This is a genomic window from Mucilaginibacter limnophilus (assembly GCF_004005815.1).
GTDB lineage: Bacteria > Bacteroidota > Bacteroidia > Sphingobacteriales > Sphingobacteriaceae > Mucilaginibacter > Mucilaginibacter limnophilus.
Window position 1 is genome coordinate 207,652 of the sequence record NZ_SACK01000001.1, and the last position, 15,014, is coordinate 222,665.

Consider the following 15,014-nt stretch of genomic DNA (forward strand, 5'->3'; position numbering starts at 1 on the left):
CTTAAAAAGCTATTTTTCAAAAGAAAAAACGGTAAAAAAGAAAGTCAAAAAAGCGGTCGTAAGCCAGAGCGGGAGAACTATAAGTCCCGAAGGGTGGCCGCAGCGAAGCGAAGGACATTATGCGTTCGTACGTAAAGGCTGACCGAGATTGACGCCGCTTTTGTCCGTTTTCGTTGGAAAATAGCAGCTAAAAGAAGTCCCTTAAATCGAATCAGCAAGGGCAGGAATGCAGGCAAGCGAAGCTTTTCCCGGCGAAGGGTAACGGAGCGGGTAAACGAGTGAAGTCCGGAATGATGCGCCTGCAGGACGTAGCCAGTCAAACGTTATAAGCGAATGCTTTTGCAGCGCAGCAAAAATGCAGGAGCGGAATTTTAAGCAATAGACATTGGAGAAGTTAGCCTGTCAAGGATTGCAACGGCATCCTTTTCATGGAAAAGATATAGTGAAAAGCCTGGCCTTGGGGACAGCCAACGAGCTTTCAATTTATACGCTTGTATAATATCTCGCTGTTTACCCAGAGAATATCACATGACAATCCTAATTTGTAAACAGCGCAGCTATGGTCTGTATCGTCAGAAACATTTTCCCAGAGTCCAGTTTAACAAAGTCATATTTTAAGTAAAAGGCTTCCGCATCGGCGTCAAGCGGATCGACGATCACAGCCATTGCCCCGACATGCGTCAAAGAGACGTCGTAGCACTTCTTTAACGCATCAATTAAAAGGTATTCGCCAAGGCGTTGTCCTTTATAGTTTTGATCCAATGCGAGCCTTCCTAATAATATAGCAGGGAGGTTATGGTAAGAAGGCGGCATTTTCTTTTGCACTTTTTCCGGCACCAGTTCGTAGGGTATGCTGGTACTTGATAGCGTATAATAGCCGATGATGCGGTCACCATCCAGCATGACAGACACGGTACTTAAACGCCTTTTGATATCCTGGCTTGCCTGTTTGTGCAGGTAATTATCCAGCATTTCCTTGCCGCAGGTAAACTCTTTTTTGTTAAGTCCTGAATGCAGCGGTTCAATCGGATAACTCATTAAACTTCCGTTGACTGATTATTTAATTCACGGTAGCGCTCAGCAGCCTCTTGTAAGCGTTTGCCAGGTTTCGGCGGGTTCATGATTGCTTCGAAAAAAACATTCCTGTCCCTTTCTGTAGCCAGAACAGCTTCGTGCTGTTCCACAATAAATTTTGCTTTTTCCTGAACAGTGGATACCACAAAATCGGTAAGCGTACGGTAACCGCCTAATTTTGCTGCCCGTTCAAATAATGTTTTCTGATCTGTTGTCAGTTTGGTATCGAATCTTGTCTTTTCAGCTTTGATCGCTCGTTCCATAATTATTGCCTTTCAAAACAAATATACGGAAAAATTCCGTACAAATAAATAGACCTTTGCAATAATCAATCCATTTTTATTCACACCAATATCGTTAAATAACATTCACGATTTAGCTGTTAACGAGAAGGTGACTGCTTTTTTATTTTAGCGGTACGGGTGCTTTCAAGTCGCAACGCTTGTTTTCGCATATCTTCGAGAGAAAGTTTAGGTTGACGGATTTTTATCTTCATAGCTAACCGGTTCATCTCTGCAAATGACACGTTGTAATTCATTGTTAGATTGATTATATAAAACAAGATAATTAATTGATAAACATTAGCTATCTATTGATAGTGCAGTGATGTAGATTGATCAGGCAGCGTCTTTTCCATCTAAGCTCAGGAAACATCAATGCATATCATAGCGAGCAGGGCGGCCTGAGAAACTCAAGCCGCCTGCCGCTACTACTGGCCGGTGCTTGGTGGAGCGGATTTTTCTTTAATAAACTGCTGGTAAATTTGCTCAATCTTAGCTATCAGCAGTTCAACTTTATCTTTTAAGCGCTTTACAGATTCTTCATCTGGATTAAATTGGCTTTTATATCGTGCTTCCGAATATCCTGATTGCAGCAAATTGAATAGCTGAACGCCTTCCGTCGTGTCTAACTGCAAAACCCGCTTAATTTCTTCAGTAAATAACAATGTTATTCTAATCTTTCTCGACAAATTATGCACCGATAAGCGGTAACCTAATACCGCCCGAATAATAGCAATCAAACTACTTTCAGCAGCCTGATGAAGGGAGAAAAGTGCCAGTGAATAATTGTTATCTTCAATGTAGCGAAGAGCGCCTTTCATGAATTCTTTGCCTTGAACACCCCATCTGTTCCAGTCGTGCCCGGCTCTTTCCAGCCACACACTATTATCAATGGAATGCGCACCTGTTAGCTCAACATCAGGAGCTTTATAAACATTAATACTTTTGAAGAGTGTGTTGTGCCAAAAACGCTTATTGTTTGCCAACGCATCTTTGGCACTGGCCAGTTTATGTACAAAGGCGAATACTGATGCCAGGTGACGACAGTTATCCTCAATTTTGTTGGCAATCTCGTGTTCAGGCGTTTTTTCCTTGTCGTCTATCAGTATCAGTAAATAATACGTAAATGGGTTGGAGTGTGTACCCATCAGGTAAATCATACAAACAGATGGAATACGCTCAACGATCAGGTTCTTTACTTCGTCAATGCCTGACTTTTCAGCTTGATTTAATACCGGATCAAGGTCTTTTAGTGGTGCTAATTTATCATCAATGCTTTCTTTTTCCGACGCATTCCGGTTTCTGCCCCAACCTTTATGCGTGATCGTTTCTTCGGTCTCGCGCTGGTGAATGAGCCATGCTGCGGAATAAAGTTTACGGATATTATCATACACGTCAATGATCTCGCCAGCGATCAGCGTTTCGTCAGCAGCACTGTTATACAAGGCGCTGTGCAGCCATTCGTGCAGATAGTCGCGATAATCCTGCGGCGTTATTTTTTTGAAACACTTCTTCACGGCTTTATATGGGTTAGCAAGTTCTTTTGCAGACAAATTTTTTGGAAAGTATACCCATTCCTTTTTTTCCTGTTCGATCTGCTCTTCGGTCACGTCCTGTAAGCGTGGCCACCTGTCGTAATTTCTGAGTAGTAATAAATGCAGAGCTTCGATCAACTGAAGGGTTTGATCATAAATGAATAACACGTGTCCAGGCCCATGCCGATCTTTATAAAACTTGTCATTTAATACATAAAAACGCCATTCCTTTAAATCCTCCCGGTGATCTTTGGGCCACCCAGAACTGAAAAAGTCGGTAATGACTTTTAAAGGATTCATAATTTCGCTAAAACGCAGATGTTTGGGGTACTGCTCCCACGGTGCTATGTTTCCTAAATACATCGTCATGGTCTTGATGCCGCCATTGTTGCCAGCAAGACAAATGACCGCAGGAACAGCTTTCTAACCTATTCTACAGCTTTCTATCGAAGTAGCAAACTCGTATAATTTATGCTTGCTTTAGGCCGATAAAACTGGTAACTTGAAACTTCAAATTTTCATACATTTGCTTAAACAACCATTTTCGTCATGAGGACAGCTACCGATTCGCCAAAAAATATTCATCAGGGACGCAATGTGAAGCGCTTTCGCGAGATGCTCGGGTTAAAGCAAGAAGCCTTGGCCTTGGCTTTAGCGTTAGGAGATGATTGGAGCCAAAAAAGAGTATCGTTATTGGAGGGAAAAGAGCTTATTGAAGAAGATATTCTTGCGCAAGTAGCTGCTATACTTAAAGTTCCCGTTGAAGCCATCAAAAACTTTGATGAGGAAAAGGCGGTGAATATCATCTCGAATACATTTAACGATACTTCGATGTTAAATGCTGTAAATTACAACCCTACATTCAATCCTATAGACAAGTTAATTGAAGTCTACGAAGAAAACAAGAAGCTTTATGAGCAACTTCTCGCAAGCGAACGGGAAAAAGTAGAAATTCTTAAAGGTAAAGCCAATTCATAATATCATGACAGTGGAGCAGCACGAAAAGCCATACAGAGAAAGGATGTTCAGTCTTGTTGCAGACCCCGAACTAAAAGCAATGGAAACCAGGTACGAGCCGTATCTTGACATTCATGCTATTGAGGACGTCTTAGAAGGCTGCGACATTATACAAGCCCCTCTGGGTGAGGTGCCTACAGGCAAGCTAATATGGAAAGAGGGTTATGATCTGCCGTTGGAACTCAAACGAGATATCATCAACTTATACAACAAGCACTTCATTGATCAGGAAGCGGGTTAAGCTCAAACAACGTTCTCCAGGTATCTTCTACAGGTTTTTCAACTTCTGCAAAAGGCACATCATCCCATAGATGCAGTTCCTCGTTGATGAACCGATATAGCTTCCTGATTCCAACTTCGTTACTCGCAAACACATGGGTGATACCTTCTTTTTCCAGATAGTCTTCCCAATAGCCGTCTGAACTAAGGGGTTCAATATATACGTCATCATCAATATCCTGGTCGAAGGCAAACCGGAATCCGGATACTTGTGGTAAAGGGTTACCATCAGTGGGATCATCTAAAATAGTCGTTAAACGAAAATGCATCGCCGGGTAATGGCCGACACTATACATAATCTCCACTTTTGCCAACGTGCGGGCATTCAGCTCTAACACGCCATAGGTTAGCATCTCGACGAGTTTCAGCCATTGCTCGTCTGATACGCTTAATAATACATTGTGTGCCTCATCTAATGTTTTCATAATAGAGTATTTTAGATAAATAGCAACAGGTCAATGATGACCTGTTGCCTAAAAATGTTAAACACTCATTTTGCTTTTACGCGACTGTTTTTTTTTTGGCAGCTCCTCCGAGGATTGCGCATGAGACTTCAAGCTTTTTGTTGCTTTGGCACTTGTACCTAACAGCTCTTCCCGCTTGATCTTCTTCATCTGATGGTCGTAAAGATCGACGGTTTTGAACTGCGGGTTAGCTGCAATGAAATACTTTTTTTCGCCTTCACCGGTTGCAACGGTGATCTGCTGCGCATTGCCCTTTTTCAGAGAACGATATAAATCTTCTTTTGCTTTTGGATCTTCCAGTTCCTTGATACCTTTTCCGGCAATGACCTTTTCAATATCATAGCCGTAATTCTCGTGGTAATGCTTGATCTTCTTATTGCCACTTTCGGTCAGATTTTGGTCGTCCAGCGTTAGCCAGGCCTGATATTTTTGATTTTCCAGGTTCGTTAGCTGTTTATGAACAGAACGTCCCTCCATCAAGTTGAAGGCTTCTTTAGCTGTAACGCCATTTCCTTTATTAATAAAAAACGTTTGGCTGACCTCCTTTGCAGCGTCTTCGTGCCGGATATGCGCATCGAACTTATTAAAAAAGTACATGTCCTGGTTGTCGCCTGCTTTAAAATGAAGGGTGTAATCGACGGTCTTTTGATTGAACTCGTGGCTTAGGCCTAACCTGAATTCCGGCGTTTTCGCTTCCATTTCCTTGTCAAGTTCCGCATTTACCTTTTCTCCAAAACCTAAATTCAAAAGGCTTTTCTTTAAAAATTCTGAATTTTGTGTCTTCATAACTGTATGAATTAAATGGTTAATTAAATGATTATTAATTAGCGGCCAGCGTCAGCGCAGCCCGTGATGGTACAGGAAGGACTTTGATATCATCCAGATCATCTTGCCTGATTTGTAAATAAAGGTGCCGGTTACCCGAACGCTCGTAAACCTCGATGAATAGCGCCTCGTCCTCCGATAGCGAAAACCGCTTAAAAGCAAATACTTTGGTAACATCATGATCTTTGACTACAGCTGTACGGCTCCGTAAAGTGCTGTAAAGCGGGACGATCTCCTGTTCGTGGGTAGCCATCCGGTCCACGGTTTTGCGGTCACGAATATAGAAACGGACAAAATCAATCCCGTAAGGCAGGTTCGAGCGATTTCGTAGATCAAGCCGCAAATAGATCCGGTTACCCGCAAGTGAAACTTTATTGATCCAGGCCTTGATACCGCCCGTTTTCTCATGGGTTGCGACATCAGCACGTTTTCCTGATGCCAATTGCTGCGCGATAACCTCTTCGGTATTTTCCGGCCTGTTATTTACAAGTGTACGTACAAGCGTCATACCATAGCCAATCCGTCGCCCTGCCCGTCCATAAGAATAAGCTACCGGGATGCTGTAGACCTTTTTGGTGCTTTGATCCTGAACACTAAGCGTAACATTTTTAAAATTCGACGCGACTGCTTTGATCGTTAACACCCCATTGCCTTTGTCCGTAATTACGTACTTGCTGCTTTGGCTGCCGAGCACTTTAACTGGCCCTTGAAAAAATAATGCTGTTGCCTTGTCGTGGCTTACATAGGCTGTGTCCTGTGCAAACGCTATTTTCCCTATCAACGCAAGGAAAAATATAACTGTTAATCTTTTCATATTACCTCCTTAATTATCGCGGTCATTGTTGTCCTTAAGCAGAACTTCATATCCGGCTTTGACTTTGACCTTAATCTGTTTTACCTTTTTGCCGAACAGCCCTTTAGCGGCTTCAATACCGGCCCCGGCTGCTTGTGCGCCTAACGATTGATCCATGGTCATCAGCTGCATGGAGCTAACGGCGTTGCCCATTCCGTTCTTAGCAGCGTCGCGGCTGATGGACCCAGGCACATATAAACCTTCCAGACCATCCAGGTCATACACAGTGAGTGCGACCGGCAAGATGTTATTCAGGTAGCGTATACTGGCAATCTTGATTTCCAAGCGTTCGTTGTTCAGGGCACAAGTGCCGTAAACGAAGCTGCCTTTAGGAATCATTTTGCCTTTAACATAAATCCCGTCCAACAGCCGCAGTTTAACCACCGCGCCGCTGACCAACGTTTGATCTTCGTGAATCACGGCTTGAATGGTATTCCCTTCCGCATTTTCACCCTGAGCGGTTTTATTGCTTGCATACCTAACGTTGGGCCCTTCACCATATTCGTCGCTATCATCGCTTACGGCAGTTACCGCATAGACACGGTTACGATTTTTTAGGGAGCGGGCGCGAAGGACGTTATCGGAGTTGCCGGGATTTTGAATATCATTGATCTGCTGAAGCATGCGGCTGAGCTGTTTCATTTCCGGGTCTTCAGCACTGCCGCTGTTCATGGAAGCCATCATCATTTGCAGTCGCTTAACGGCTGCACCGGAATTTGGCTGCGGCTCATAACCGCCCGTTTGTACCGGTGACGAAGACTGATTGAGCTGCGTATTGATTTGCGCAAGTTTCGCCTGAATTTTGGCTTCATTAGGATCGTTCGCCGCCAGTTCGCCTGGTAACGAAGAGGTGTTTTGCAGTTCTCCTTGTGAAGCCTGCTGTTCAGCAAAGCCCATCGAACTAACGAAGTTTTGGCTTACGCTGCCCGCGGCGGAACTGTCTGAGTTCTTCGCAGATGTTTGATAGACACCCATTTTATCCTGATCACTACCATTTTTAAATTTAGCTTGAGGTAAAGTAGTGTTCAGCCCTTTGACCGCCGTCTGTTCGCCGGTCATATGGCTACTGTTCCGTCCGCCACCCAACGCCCAAAAGGCCATCGTCAGAAAAGGAAAGATCAATACTGGTATCATCATTAAGAATTTACGCTCTTTAAGAAATTCAGGAGCGTGTGCAGGCAAATTGCCTTGTTTGAGTGTTGCTTCCATGATCTAATCATTTTTTAGTTAGTGAATCTGTTAATTGTGCATCCCTTCTTCCAGAGAGATTGACGTCGGATGCCATACCGATATGTGTTGCGGGTTTATAGGATTGATGAAGGGCCGGTATTGTATAGGAATTGGTAAAAAGTCCTGCTAACAATATGACCGTTATGATCGCCACGACACTCACCAGCAGGACCTTTTGCTTACCGGCGCTATAAGCATTGAACCGTTGGCCGATTGACGCTGCTAACTTAGCCTGAAAACTTACAATAAATTCCGAGACCACTTTCGCTATTCGGTCGTTCATCGGAGTGGATGAGCTATTATCGTTACTTTGTGTTTTCATGGCTATTGATGTTGAAGGGTAGTATCCCTGTTGGCTAATGTTTCCCAATGCTGAATCAGGAATCCGTGCGGGTTGTTATCTGAACGCGCCACGTTTCGGAGATAACCCTGGGTAACCAGACTGCGGTTAATGGTTGATGTTGCGCGGATCAGCTTTTGCGTAGCAAAGCATTTAAAGTAATAAGGGTACTTATCAATGTCGAGTTGAATGCTGTCCACCACAACCTGTTGGCTGATGTTGCCGGAAATCAAGTTGTTGTAATAGCTTTTTTCCTTAAGATCGTTGTACTGATTTTTGGCGCTTTCATCGGCCAGGTACAATGCCTTTCCGATGTTGGCATTGATCACTTTTTCATCAGGGTCAAGCGTGAAAAAGTAGTGATGAAACATTTTGATGTGATCCCGTGCCTCAACCGGGATGTTATCTTTGCGGTCTGCGGCGAAGGCTTCTAAAGCTTTGCCGTTCGCTAATATGTAAATATGCCTGCTGGCGAGGTCTGCTGCCTGGTAACTTTTATAAAGGGCAAAGCAGGAGATGATCGTGCAGGCCGCTATCAGGAAGTAACTGAACAACTTCACATGCCGGAAGGCAGTTTCAATATTCTTTAGGTGTGTAAACATGGCTACGAATTTTATGGTGAACTACTTAATTTCCGTTGATGCGAGCTGCCTGATGGTTAGCGGGCTGTGACTTATTTTCCTGACCCGCATTGTTCCAGCCGCTCATAAAGTCGCCTGGTGCATTGCTTAAATTAATTGCGCCGTTGACCATTCGTTCTCCCACTTGAGAACCAGCCGCCACGGTGGTATTGGAACTGGTGATGACCAGTGCATTTACTTTTTGTAAAAGCCCATGGCCGCTGCCTGCATTGACAATGTAATTGGCTACGCTCGGAACCGTGAAGTAGCCTATGATCCCAATGATCAGGAAAATGAGGTAAGCCGTATCAGTCGAACTAAAAAAGGTATCACCCGCTGATTGTACTTGTGAAATATCCAGTTTGAGCATATTTTCCTGCACTTTACCGATAATGGCACCGAATATATTCGCGACTGGTAACCATAGGAATACATTGATGTATTTAGCCAGCCACACCGTTAACGTGCTTTGAAAACCGTCAAATACCGCAAGCCCAAAAACGATCGGCCCGAGGATAGCCAGAATGATCAGGTAAAACGTACGAATAGTGTTGATACATAGTGCTGCGGCTTCATACAATACCTGTAGTACCTCTGACATCCATTGCTTCACGGTATTACGAAAGTTATAGGACGCTTTAGCCATAGCGAATTTCATATCATTTCCAACGCTTGCTAATACACCTTCACCACTGCCATCTTTGTCTTCAGGATGGGTATACTTGTACCATTTATCCCGGTCACCATCACCGTCAGGCCCAACGTACATTTGCCACGTATCTGTCTTCTCAACGGCTTCCTGTTTGGCTTTTAATAAGGCGGCAATCGCTGCATCTGAGTTTTGCACCATTCCGCCCGTCGCATTTACGGTAGGCTGCATGATGCCGTTGATGATTGCGATGACCGTGGGAAATAACAGGATCGCCAGCCCGAGAGCGAAGGGACGCATCAGCGGGTAAAAGTCTATAGGTTCTGCCGCCGCAATTTGCCGCCATACGCGGCTGCCGATGTACCACAGTGCGCCGAATCCTGCGATGGCCCTGCCTACGCCGATCAAGCCGCTGCACATCGGCAGCATATCATTGTAAACATTATTGAGCGTTCCCTGCAATCCCTGGATGTTATCTGCAAGCCCTGCTGCATTTGAAAATAATGGGAAAAGAATCCCCGTTACCGCAATGATTGCGGTTAAAAAAGCTGTCTTTTTCATAATGTCTGAATTAGTGGTTTATACCGTAGAGCTTCTTTAATGAGAGGGCATCGCCGGTTTCCTTCGTTCGCTGCAAACTGAGCATCACACCGTTGCGGTTGAAGTATCGCAAAAACTGAAGCTTATCAGTAGAGTTCACATAAATCCGATCTATTGCCCTGATCCTTTCATCATCGGTCATCCTCAATTTAGAAGCTGTCAATACATTGGTTAGCTCATTGATATTGTCAAGGCTTTGCTTTACCAGCCCGCCATATACCTTACCCATATAGTCAAGTTCGCCTGCGGAAAACGATCCGCTTTGTTTAAAGCGGGAAAAAGCCTTCTTGTACTCACTTAGCAAACTGGCCTGCTGGGAGATGATCTCGGCAACCCTGCCGTAGTTTTTGACAGCCGGACTGATCTGAAGCAAGCCGTTTAGATACACATCATGCAGATTAAAGTTTCCTTGGGATAGCGACGAAATCGTACTGTAGCCCCTTTGATAGATCTGGTAACCTGTCTTCATATCGGAAAGGATGCTCTTCAACTGAGTTAGCTTTTCTATATTCAATAACAACTGCTGTAGTTCCTGGCCCTGAGCCTTACATACCTGAGTATGCGAGAGAGTCGCTACTGTAAATCCTGTCAGCAAAAATGCTTTGATGTGCTTTTTCATAATCCTTGATATTATCGAATACCGAATATGTATTTGCTGGTTTCGAGGTTGGTATTTTCTTGCTGTTTCTGAAGGCCATAAACCTTGATCTTGCCTGCGAAGTCTGCGATAAACCGGTAATTGCTCTGCATCGCCAGGTGAATGCTGTTCAACCGCTTTAAACGTTCATCGTCAGTCATGGTCAGTTTGCCGTTTGTGAGGAGAATTTGCAGCGCTGTGATCTGTTCATCGCAGTCTGAAAGCAGTGCCTGTTTGACTTGACCAACGTAAACCTTTTCCTTCGTTGACAGGTAAGTTGCCTGATCAAGACCTTTAACTGCTCCTAGAATATCCCTTTGCCATGTCAGGATATTACCCACCTGCGGGTTATTCTTGACTACCATATTGATGGATCTCAACTTATCATAGTAGGTCGTATGCAAACTGAACTCGTCCTTTAACGAGCCGGTGATATAACCCAAGCCGCCGTTAGCGATTTGGTAACCTTGCTTCAAATAATTGGAGTAAACCTGTAAAGCTGCTATTTGCTGAAGCAGGTATTTCTTTTGGGTTTTCTTTTGAGAGAACCATTCGGCAAAAGTCTGCGCATGTGATTGTGACAACCATAACGAAGCAGCGGCGGTCACCAGCGCATAGGTTAATAGTGCCTTGCTTTTCCGGCCGATATCATCAGCACGGCGCTTTAACTGGCTAATTGATTCCATACAATTCCTTAATTGATTTCGTATCTGCAAGGTCACGGCTTCGTTGCAAGCAGATCCGAATGTTTTGATTGTTAAACTGCTGCAAGTCGTTGTAATTGATATCCAACTGGTCACTTGCATGATTAATCAGTTCGAGCCGATCAGCATCGGACATTTGCGTTTTGAAGCTATTGATGACCATTAATATCTGATCGAGGTTCTGAACGCTGGCATCTAAGATGCCGCTGTAAACCTTCTGCATGTAATTGATTTCTTCCGGACGAAAGTGGTTGTCTTTTTGAAACAGCCCCCAGGCCCGCTTGTACTGACCCACCAAAGCAGCCTGTTTCAAGGTGACATCTTTGATCCGCTGGTAATAAGCAATGGTGGATTTGATCTTCCATAGCTCTGTATAGTAGCCGCTGTACAATTGTTTTTGTTCTTCTGTCCAGCCGGATATCTCCGTAAGTTTAACTTTAGATAGCTCGTTTTCTAACACTTTCTGTGCATTCTGCAACCAGATGGTCTTGTTCTGCATCCGCTGAACTTTAAGGTCAATGGCCTTGATCACTTTCTTGACGGTGAGTTTAATTACTTCTGCTACTACGAACTGCGCATTAGCTTTCGGCACTGTGAACAATAACATTATCAAGGCGATTAATATCGCTGGTCGTACCTTAAATTTTTTCATAAGAAGTCCCTTTCCGATTATTTATCAGATTAAAAAAGGCAAGAAATAAATTGCTATTTTATTTTCTTGTATTCGGAATCGCCGAGTTTAACGCCGTTATGGTCTGTAATATAAACCTGATTTCCAAGGTCAGTTTGCTGTAGTACCTTTGAATCTTCGTTGTAAGTGGCATCCCATTTGGCAGACTTAAATTCCTTGCTCTTTAAAACGCCATTTCTGATTTTTTGAAAACCAGATTTTCGTTCAATGTTATATGCCTGGTTAGAAGAATTGATATTTCTGATAATAAGAGTATCGTCTGTAAGCGAATATTCATTCTTGAAATGGGTTACATAAGTCCCGGACGGGTCTGACTCTTTAGCGGTCTCTGAGCATCCGTAGATGATAAATAATATCAATAATAGAATGATTAATGCTTTCATAATGATATAATTTAATTAAGCTGCTTTTTCTAATTCTTCCTGAACAATAGCCGCAATGCCTCGCTGAATACTTCCATATTTCTTAGCGTATTCTTGAACACGAGCTTTTTCCGCTGATTCCGTTGTATAAGTCCAGTATTCCTCACGGCTCACCTCTGTCCGGTAAACTTTTGACAACTGACCATTGAGGCTGATAAACACCTCTTTGTATTTTAGCTTTTCATCATTGTTCCGGTTCATGCTCATGATCAGTGCCGTTTCTTTATCCGTGATGCCCAATAACTGCTGAATTTTCGGAAAGTCATTCTGGTACTTGCGTTGGTCAAGCAGAATTTTGCAGTCGCTGTTATTGATAATAGCCTGCTTGACCACCGGCGAACTGATGATATCTTCAATATCCTGGGTAACTACCAAAGCTTCACCAAAATATTTTCGAACCGTTTTAAATAAGTATTTGATGTATTCGGCCATGCCTTCACGCGCAATAGCTTTCCATGCTTCCTCGATTAAGATCATTTTGCGGGTGGCCTTACTGAGTTTGCGCATTTTGGATACAAAGGTTTCCATAATGATCAGTGTCACTACCGGGAAAAGAATGGGGTGATCTTTGATGTTATCCAATTCAAAGACAATAAAGCGGCGATGCAATAAGTCGAGATTTTCTCTTGCATTCAACAGGTAAGCGTACTCACCACCTTTGTAATATGGTTTTAATACGAACAGCATGTTATCAATATCAAAACGTTCATCTTTTACTTTTGATTGTTTCATGGTCTCATAAAACTCTCCTGCAAGGAAATCATAGAAGCTATCAAAGCAAGGAAAGATATCAGAATTCACTTTAAGCTTTTCATAATAGTGGTACAAAGCATCGGAAATCGCAATGTATTCTGAACGTTGTACGCCTTCATCTTCCTTCTTCCACAATGCCAGGATCATGGCTTTAATGCTTTCCTTCTTTTCCGTATCCAAGTAGTCGCCCTGAGCGATATAAAAGGGATTGAAGCTGATGGGGTTGTCTTCTGAATAAGTGAAGTAATATCCTCCGACGAACTCACAAAGCCCCTGGTAACTGTGCCCTACATCGACCAATACAATGTGAGCGCCCTGTTCAAAATAGCTTCGCAAAAGGTGGTTGGTAAAAAAAGACTTTCCACTGCCCGACGGACCCAAAATAAACTTATTCCGGTTAGTCGTTATGCCTTTCTCTATCGGTTCATCACTGATGTCTACATGGACAGGTTTGCCTGACAAGCGATCGCCGAGCCTAAGCCCGCAGGCACTGATACTGGATTGGTAGTTTGTTTCAAGATTTAAAAAGCAGGTTGCCTGTTCAACAAATGTATCAAAGGTATCATTCATTGGAAAGGTAGCTTCATTGCCTGGCAATCCCGACCACCATATCTGCGGTGCTCCGTCCGTTTCCTGTTTAGGTTGCGCATCCATTTGAGCTAAAGCTGAACTTACTTTATTTTTGAGGTCTTTAAGTTCGGCTCGGTCGCTTGTCCAGGCCATCACATTAAAGTGTGCTTTAACCGGCAGCCGCTGCTGACTGATTGCTTCATTTAAAAATTCGTGAGTCGCATCCCGGCTGATCGCATTTTCACGGGAATAAGCGGATAACGATTGTAAGCGCAGCTTCTTTGCCTCCAGCTTCTTTAAGGTTTGCTGGCTGTCTTCGATAAATATGTACTGGTTATACACATGGTTGCATCTCAACAAAGTGCCGATCGGTGAGGCAAATCCAGTACTAAACTTTGTTTTGTCCGTGCTGTACTTGTCAAAGGTTATCCTCGGGCCACAAAGCGGCGGCAAGTCTTCCGCATCGCTTAAAGTAAAAAGCTGACAATAATCATTGCCAATGCGGATCTCGTCCTGAATATGAATATCCTTTAAAACCGTATTGCTGTTCTTGTTGAGCAGAAAGCAGTACTGTTCCAGTATTCCGGGTGTCTTAGGCGTACCGGACAGTCCGTCGTCATTGATGCCCCGCAATGCAATTAGGCCGCTATCTTCCAGCACCTTTACAAACTGTCCGGCATTATCTAAAAAGTCACGAAACAGCTCTTCTGATGTGGTTTGAGAAGGGACTATGCGTTTTCGCATCAATGTGCTTACCGCGCTCGTATAGTGTTTGAATTTTTCGGGCTTCTTAGTCAGGAAAACATGGCAATGATGATGCAGGTATGGACGCTCGTGGAAATGCTTTTCGCTGGAATGTGACAGAAACGTTTTAACCTGCGTTTCGCCGTTTTCCTGAAACCTGGCCTTATACTGCTCACTTATAAACCAGTCCTGCTTATGGAAGATGGTATTTTTCGGCAGCAGCTTTATTGCCTTGATCCAAGCCTCGTGAAAGCTGTGGTATTCGTCATTGGACATGGTAAAAATTTCCGGTAGGTCAACTTCATAACCAATGGTCAGGTCGCCTTGCGCTGAAAGCATACAATCGTGTTCCACCTTATAAACAGGAAATACCTGTTCCGCTTTGCTGTGTGATCTCATGATCTTCTTTTTAATTGGAGAAATACGTTTCGTGTCTTGAATTGCAGGTAACGCGGCAGATATCGCTTTGCCGATCTCTTCATCAGCCCATATTGGCCATATTTATGGCTAAGCTTAAACACCTGGAAAAACAGCAGGCTCCCCAATGCACCTACGATTATCAGGCACATGGTCACCGGTATGCTCACCAGGTACATGATTGCAAAGCCGACGAGCAGAATAACGAGGCCTGCTCCGAGGTAGCCGATGTACTGGGCCTTTAGCCCTTTAAATTCGATGGGTTTATTGATGCCCTTATTGATCTGATACAATGCCATATTGATGCAG

18 protein-coding genes are annotated in these 15,014 nt (G+C 43.7%); 2 read left to right on the forward strand and 16 right to left on the reverse strand.

Translation table 11 applies throughout. The features are described 5' to 3' along the window. Positions 1-537: 537 nt before the first annotated feature. The 3 genes from EOD41_RS00935 to EOD41_RS00945 form a co-directional block, all read right to left on the reverse strand. Positions 538-1,038 carry a GNAT family N-acetyltransferase gene (locus tag EOD41_RS00935; protein WP_127702906.1) on the reverse strand — a complete coding sequence of 167 codons (501 nt, stop codon included), beginning with the start codon at positions 1,036-1,038 and terminating at the stop codon, positions 538-540. Next, a complete protein-coding gene (locus tag EOD41_RS00940; RefSeq protein WP_127702907.1) occupies positions 1,038-1,337 on the reverse strand; it encodes a type II toxin-antitoxin system TacA family antitoxin in 300 nt (99 codons plus the stop codon). Before EOD41_RS00940 ends, EOD41_RS00935 begins: the two co-directional genes overlap by 1 nt. A 446-nt stretch (positions 1,338-1,783) precedes the next feature. Then, complete coding sequence (locus EOD41_RS00945) at positions 1,784-3,190, reverse strand: HEPN domain-containing protein (protein WP_164849850.1); 1,407 nt, start codon at positions 3,188-3,190, stop codon at positions 1,784-1,786. Positions 3,191-3,439: 249 nt separating this feature from the next. Between EOD41_RS00945 and EOD41_RS00950 the strand changes: the two genes are divergently transcribed. Beyond that, positions 3,440-3,868: a helix-turn-helix domain-containing protein gene (locus EOD41_RS00950; protein ID WP_127702909.1), complete on the forward strand. Its 429-nt coding sequence runs from the start codon at positions 3,440-3,442 to the stop codon at positions 3,866-3,868. 4 nt (positions 3,869-3,872) lie between these two features. Beyond that, entirely contained in the window at positions 3,873-4,148 is a 276-nt protein-coding gene (locus EOD41_RS00955; RefSeq protein ID WP_127702910.1) for a hypothetical protein, read from the forward strand. Here EOD41_RS00955 and EOD41_RS00960 read toward each other — a convergent pair. From EOD41_RS00960 to EOD41_RS01020, 13 genes are read right to left on the reverse strand one after another with little or no spacing between them, the layout of a single operon-like run. Then, positions 4,126-4,611, reverse strand: a complete 486-nt coding sequence (locus tag EOD41_RS00960; RefSeq protein WP_127702911.1) for a hypothetical protein — start codon at positions 4,609-4,611, stop codon at positions 4,126-4,128. The genes EOD41_RS00955 and EOD41_RS00960 overlap by 23 nt on opposite strands. Before the next feature lie 57 nt (positions 4,612-4,668). Continuing rightward, positions 4,669-5,436, reverse strand: a complete 768-nt coding sequence (locus tag EOD41_RS00965; protein WP_127702912.1) for a hypothetical protein — start codon at positions 5,434-5,436, stop codon at positions 4,669-4,671. A 34-nt stretch (positions 5,437-5,470) separates the two neighbouring features. Further along, complete coding sequence (locus tag EOD41_RS00970) at positions 5,471-6,289, reverse strand: DUF4138 domain-containing protein (protein ID WP_127702913.1); 819 nt, start codon at positions 6,287-6,289, stop codon at positions 5,471-5,473. Between the two features lie 9 nt (positions 6,290-6,298). Further along, the gene (gene traM / locus EOD41_RS00975; RefSeq protein ID WP_127702914.1) at positions 6,299-7,537 is read right to left on the reverse strand and encodes a conjugative transposon protein TraM; all 1,239 of its coding nucleotides are present in this window, start codon (positions 7,535-7,537) and stop codon (positions 6,299-6,301) included. Between the two features lie 7 nt (positions 7,538-7,544). Beyond that, a complete protein-coding gene (locus EOD41_RS00980; protein WP_127702915.1) occupies positions 7,545-7,880 on the reverse strand; it encodes a hypothetical protein in 336 nt (111 codons plus the stop codon). Positions 7,881-7,882: 2 nt separating this feature from the next. Further along, positions 7,883-8,500 (reverse strand): conjugative transposon protein TraK, encoded by a 618-nt coding sequence (traK, locus tag EOD41_RS00985; RefSeq protein WP_127702916.1) that lies wholly within the window; start codon positions 8,498-8,500, stop codon positions 7,883-7,885. A gap of 25 nt (positions 8,501-8,525) precedes the next feature. Continuing rightward, on the reverse strand, positions 8,526-9,728 hold the full coding sequence (gene traJ / locus EOD41_RS00990; RefSeq protein WP_127702917.1) for a conjugative transposon protein TraJ: 1,203 nt from the start codon (positions 9,726-9,728) through the stop codon (positions 8,526-8,528). 10 nt (positions 9,729-9,738) lie between these two features. Further along, positions 9,739-10,386, reverse strand: a complete 648-nt coding sequence (locus EOD41_RS00995) for a TerB family tellurite resistance protein (protein ID WP_232336538.1) — start codon at positions 10,384-10,386, stop codon at positions 9,739-9,741. Positions 10,387-10,397: 11 nt separating this feature from the next. Beyond that, positions 10,398-11,090, reverse strand: coding sequence for a hypothetical protein (locus EOD41_RS01000; protein ID WP_127702918.1), 693 nt, complete (start codon positions 11,088-11,090; stop codon positions 10,398-10,400). Next, positions 11,077-11,760, reverse strand: a complete 684-nt coding sequence (locus tag EOD41_RS01005; RefSeq protein ID WP_127702919.1) for a conjugal transfer protein TraI — start codon at positions 11,758-11,760, stop codon at positions 11,077-11,079. The genes EOD41_RS01000 and EOD41_RS01005 overlap by 14 nt, the downstream gene beginning before the upstream one ends. Positions 11,761-11,813: 53 nt before the next feature. After that, positions 11,814-12,182 carry a hypothetical protein gene (locus tag EOD41_RS01010; RefSeq protein ID WP_127702920.1) on the reverse strand — a complete coding sequence of 123 codons (369 nt, stop codon included), beginning with the start codon at positions 12,180-12,182 and terminating at the stop codon, positions 11,814-11,816. Between the two features lie 15 nt (positions 12,183-12,197). Next, positions 12,198-14,687, reverse strand: coding sequence for a TraG family conjugative transposon ATPase (locus EOD41_RS01015; RefSeq protein WP_127702921.1), 2,490 nt, complete (start codon positions 14,685-14,687; stop codon positions 12,198-12,200). Then, a complete protein-coding gene (locus EOD41_RS01020; RefSeq protein ID WP_127702922.1) occupies positions 14,684-15,004 on the reverse strand; it encodes a DUF4133 domain-containing protein in 321 nt (106 codons plus the stop codon). The genes EOD41_RS01015 and EOD41_RS01020 overlap by 4 nt, the downstream gene beginning before the upstream one ends. Positions 15,005-15,014 lie beyond the last annotated feature (10 nt).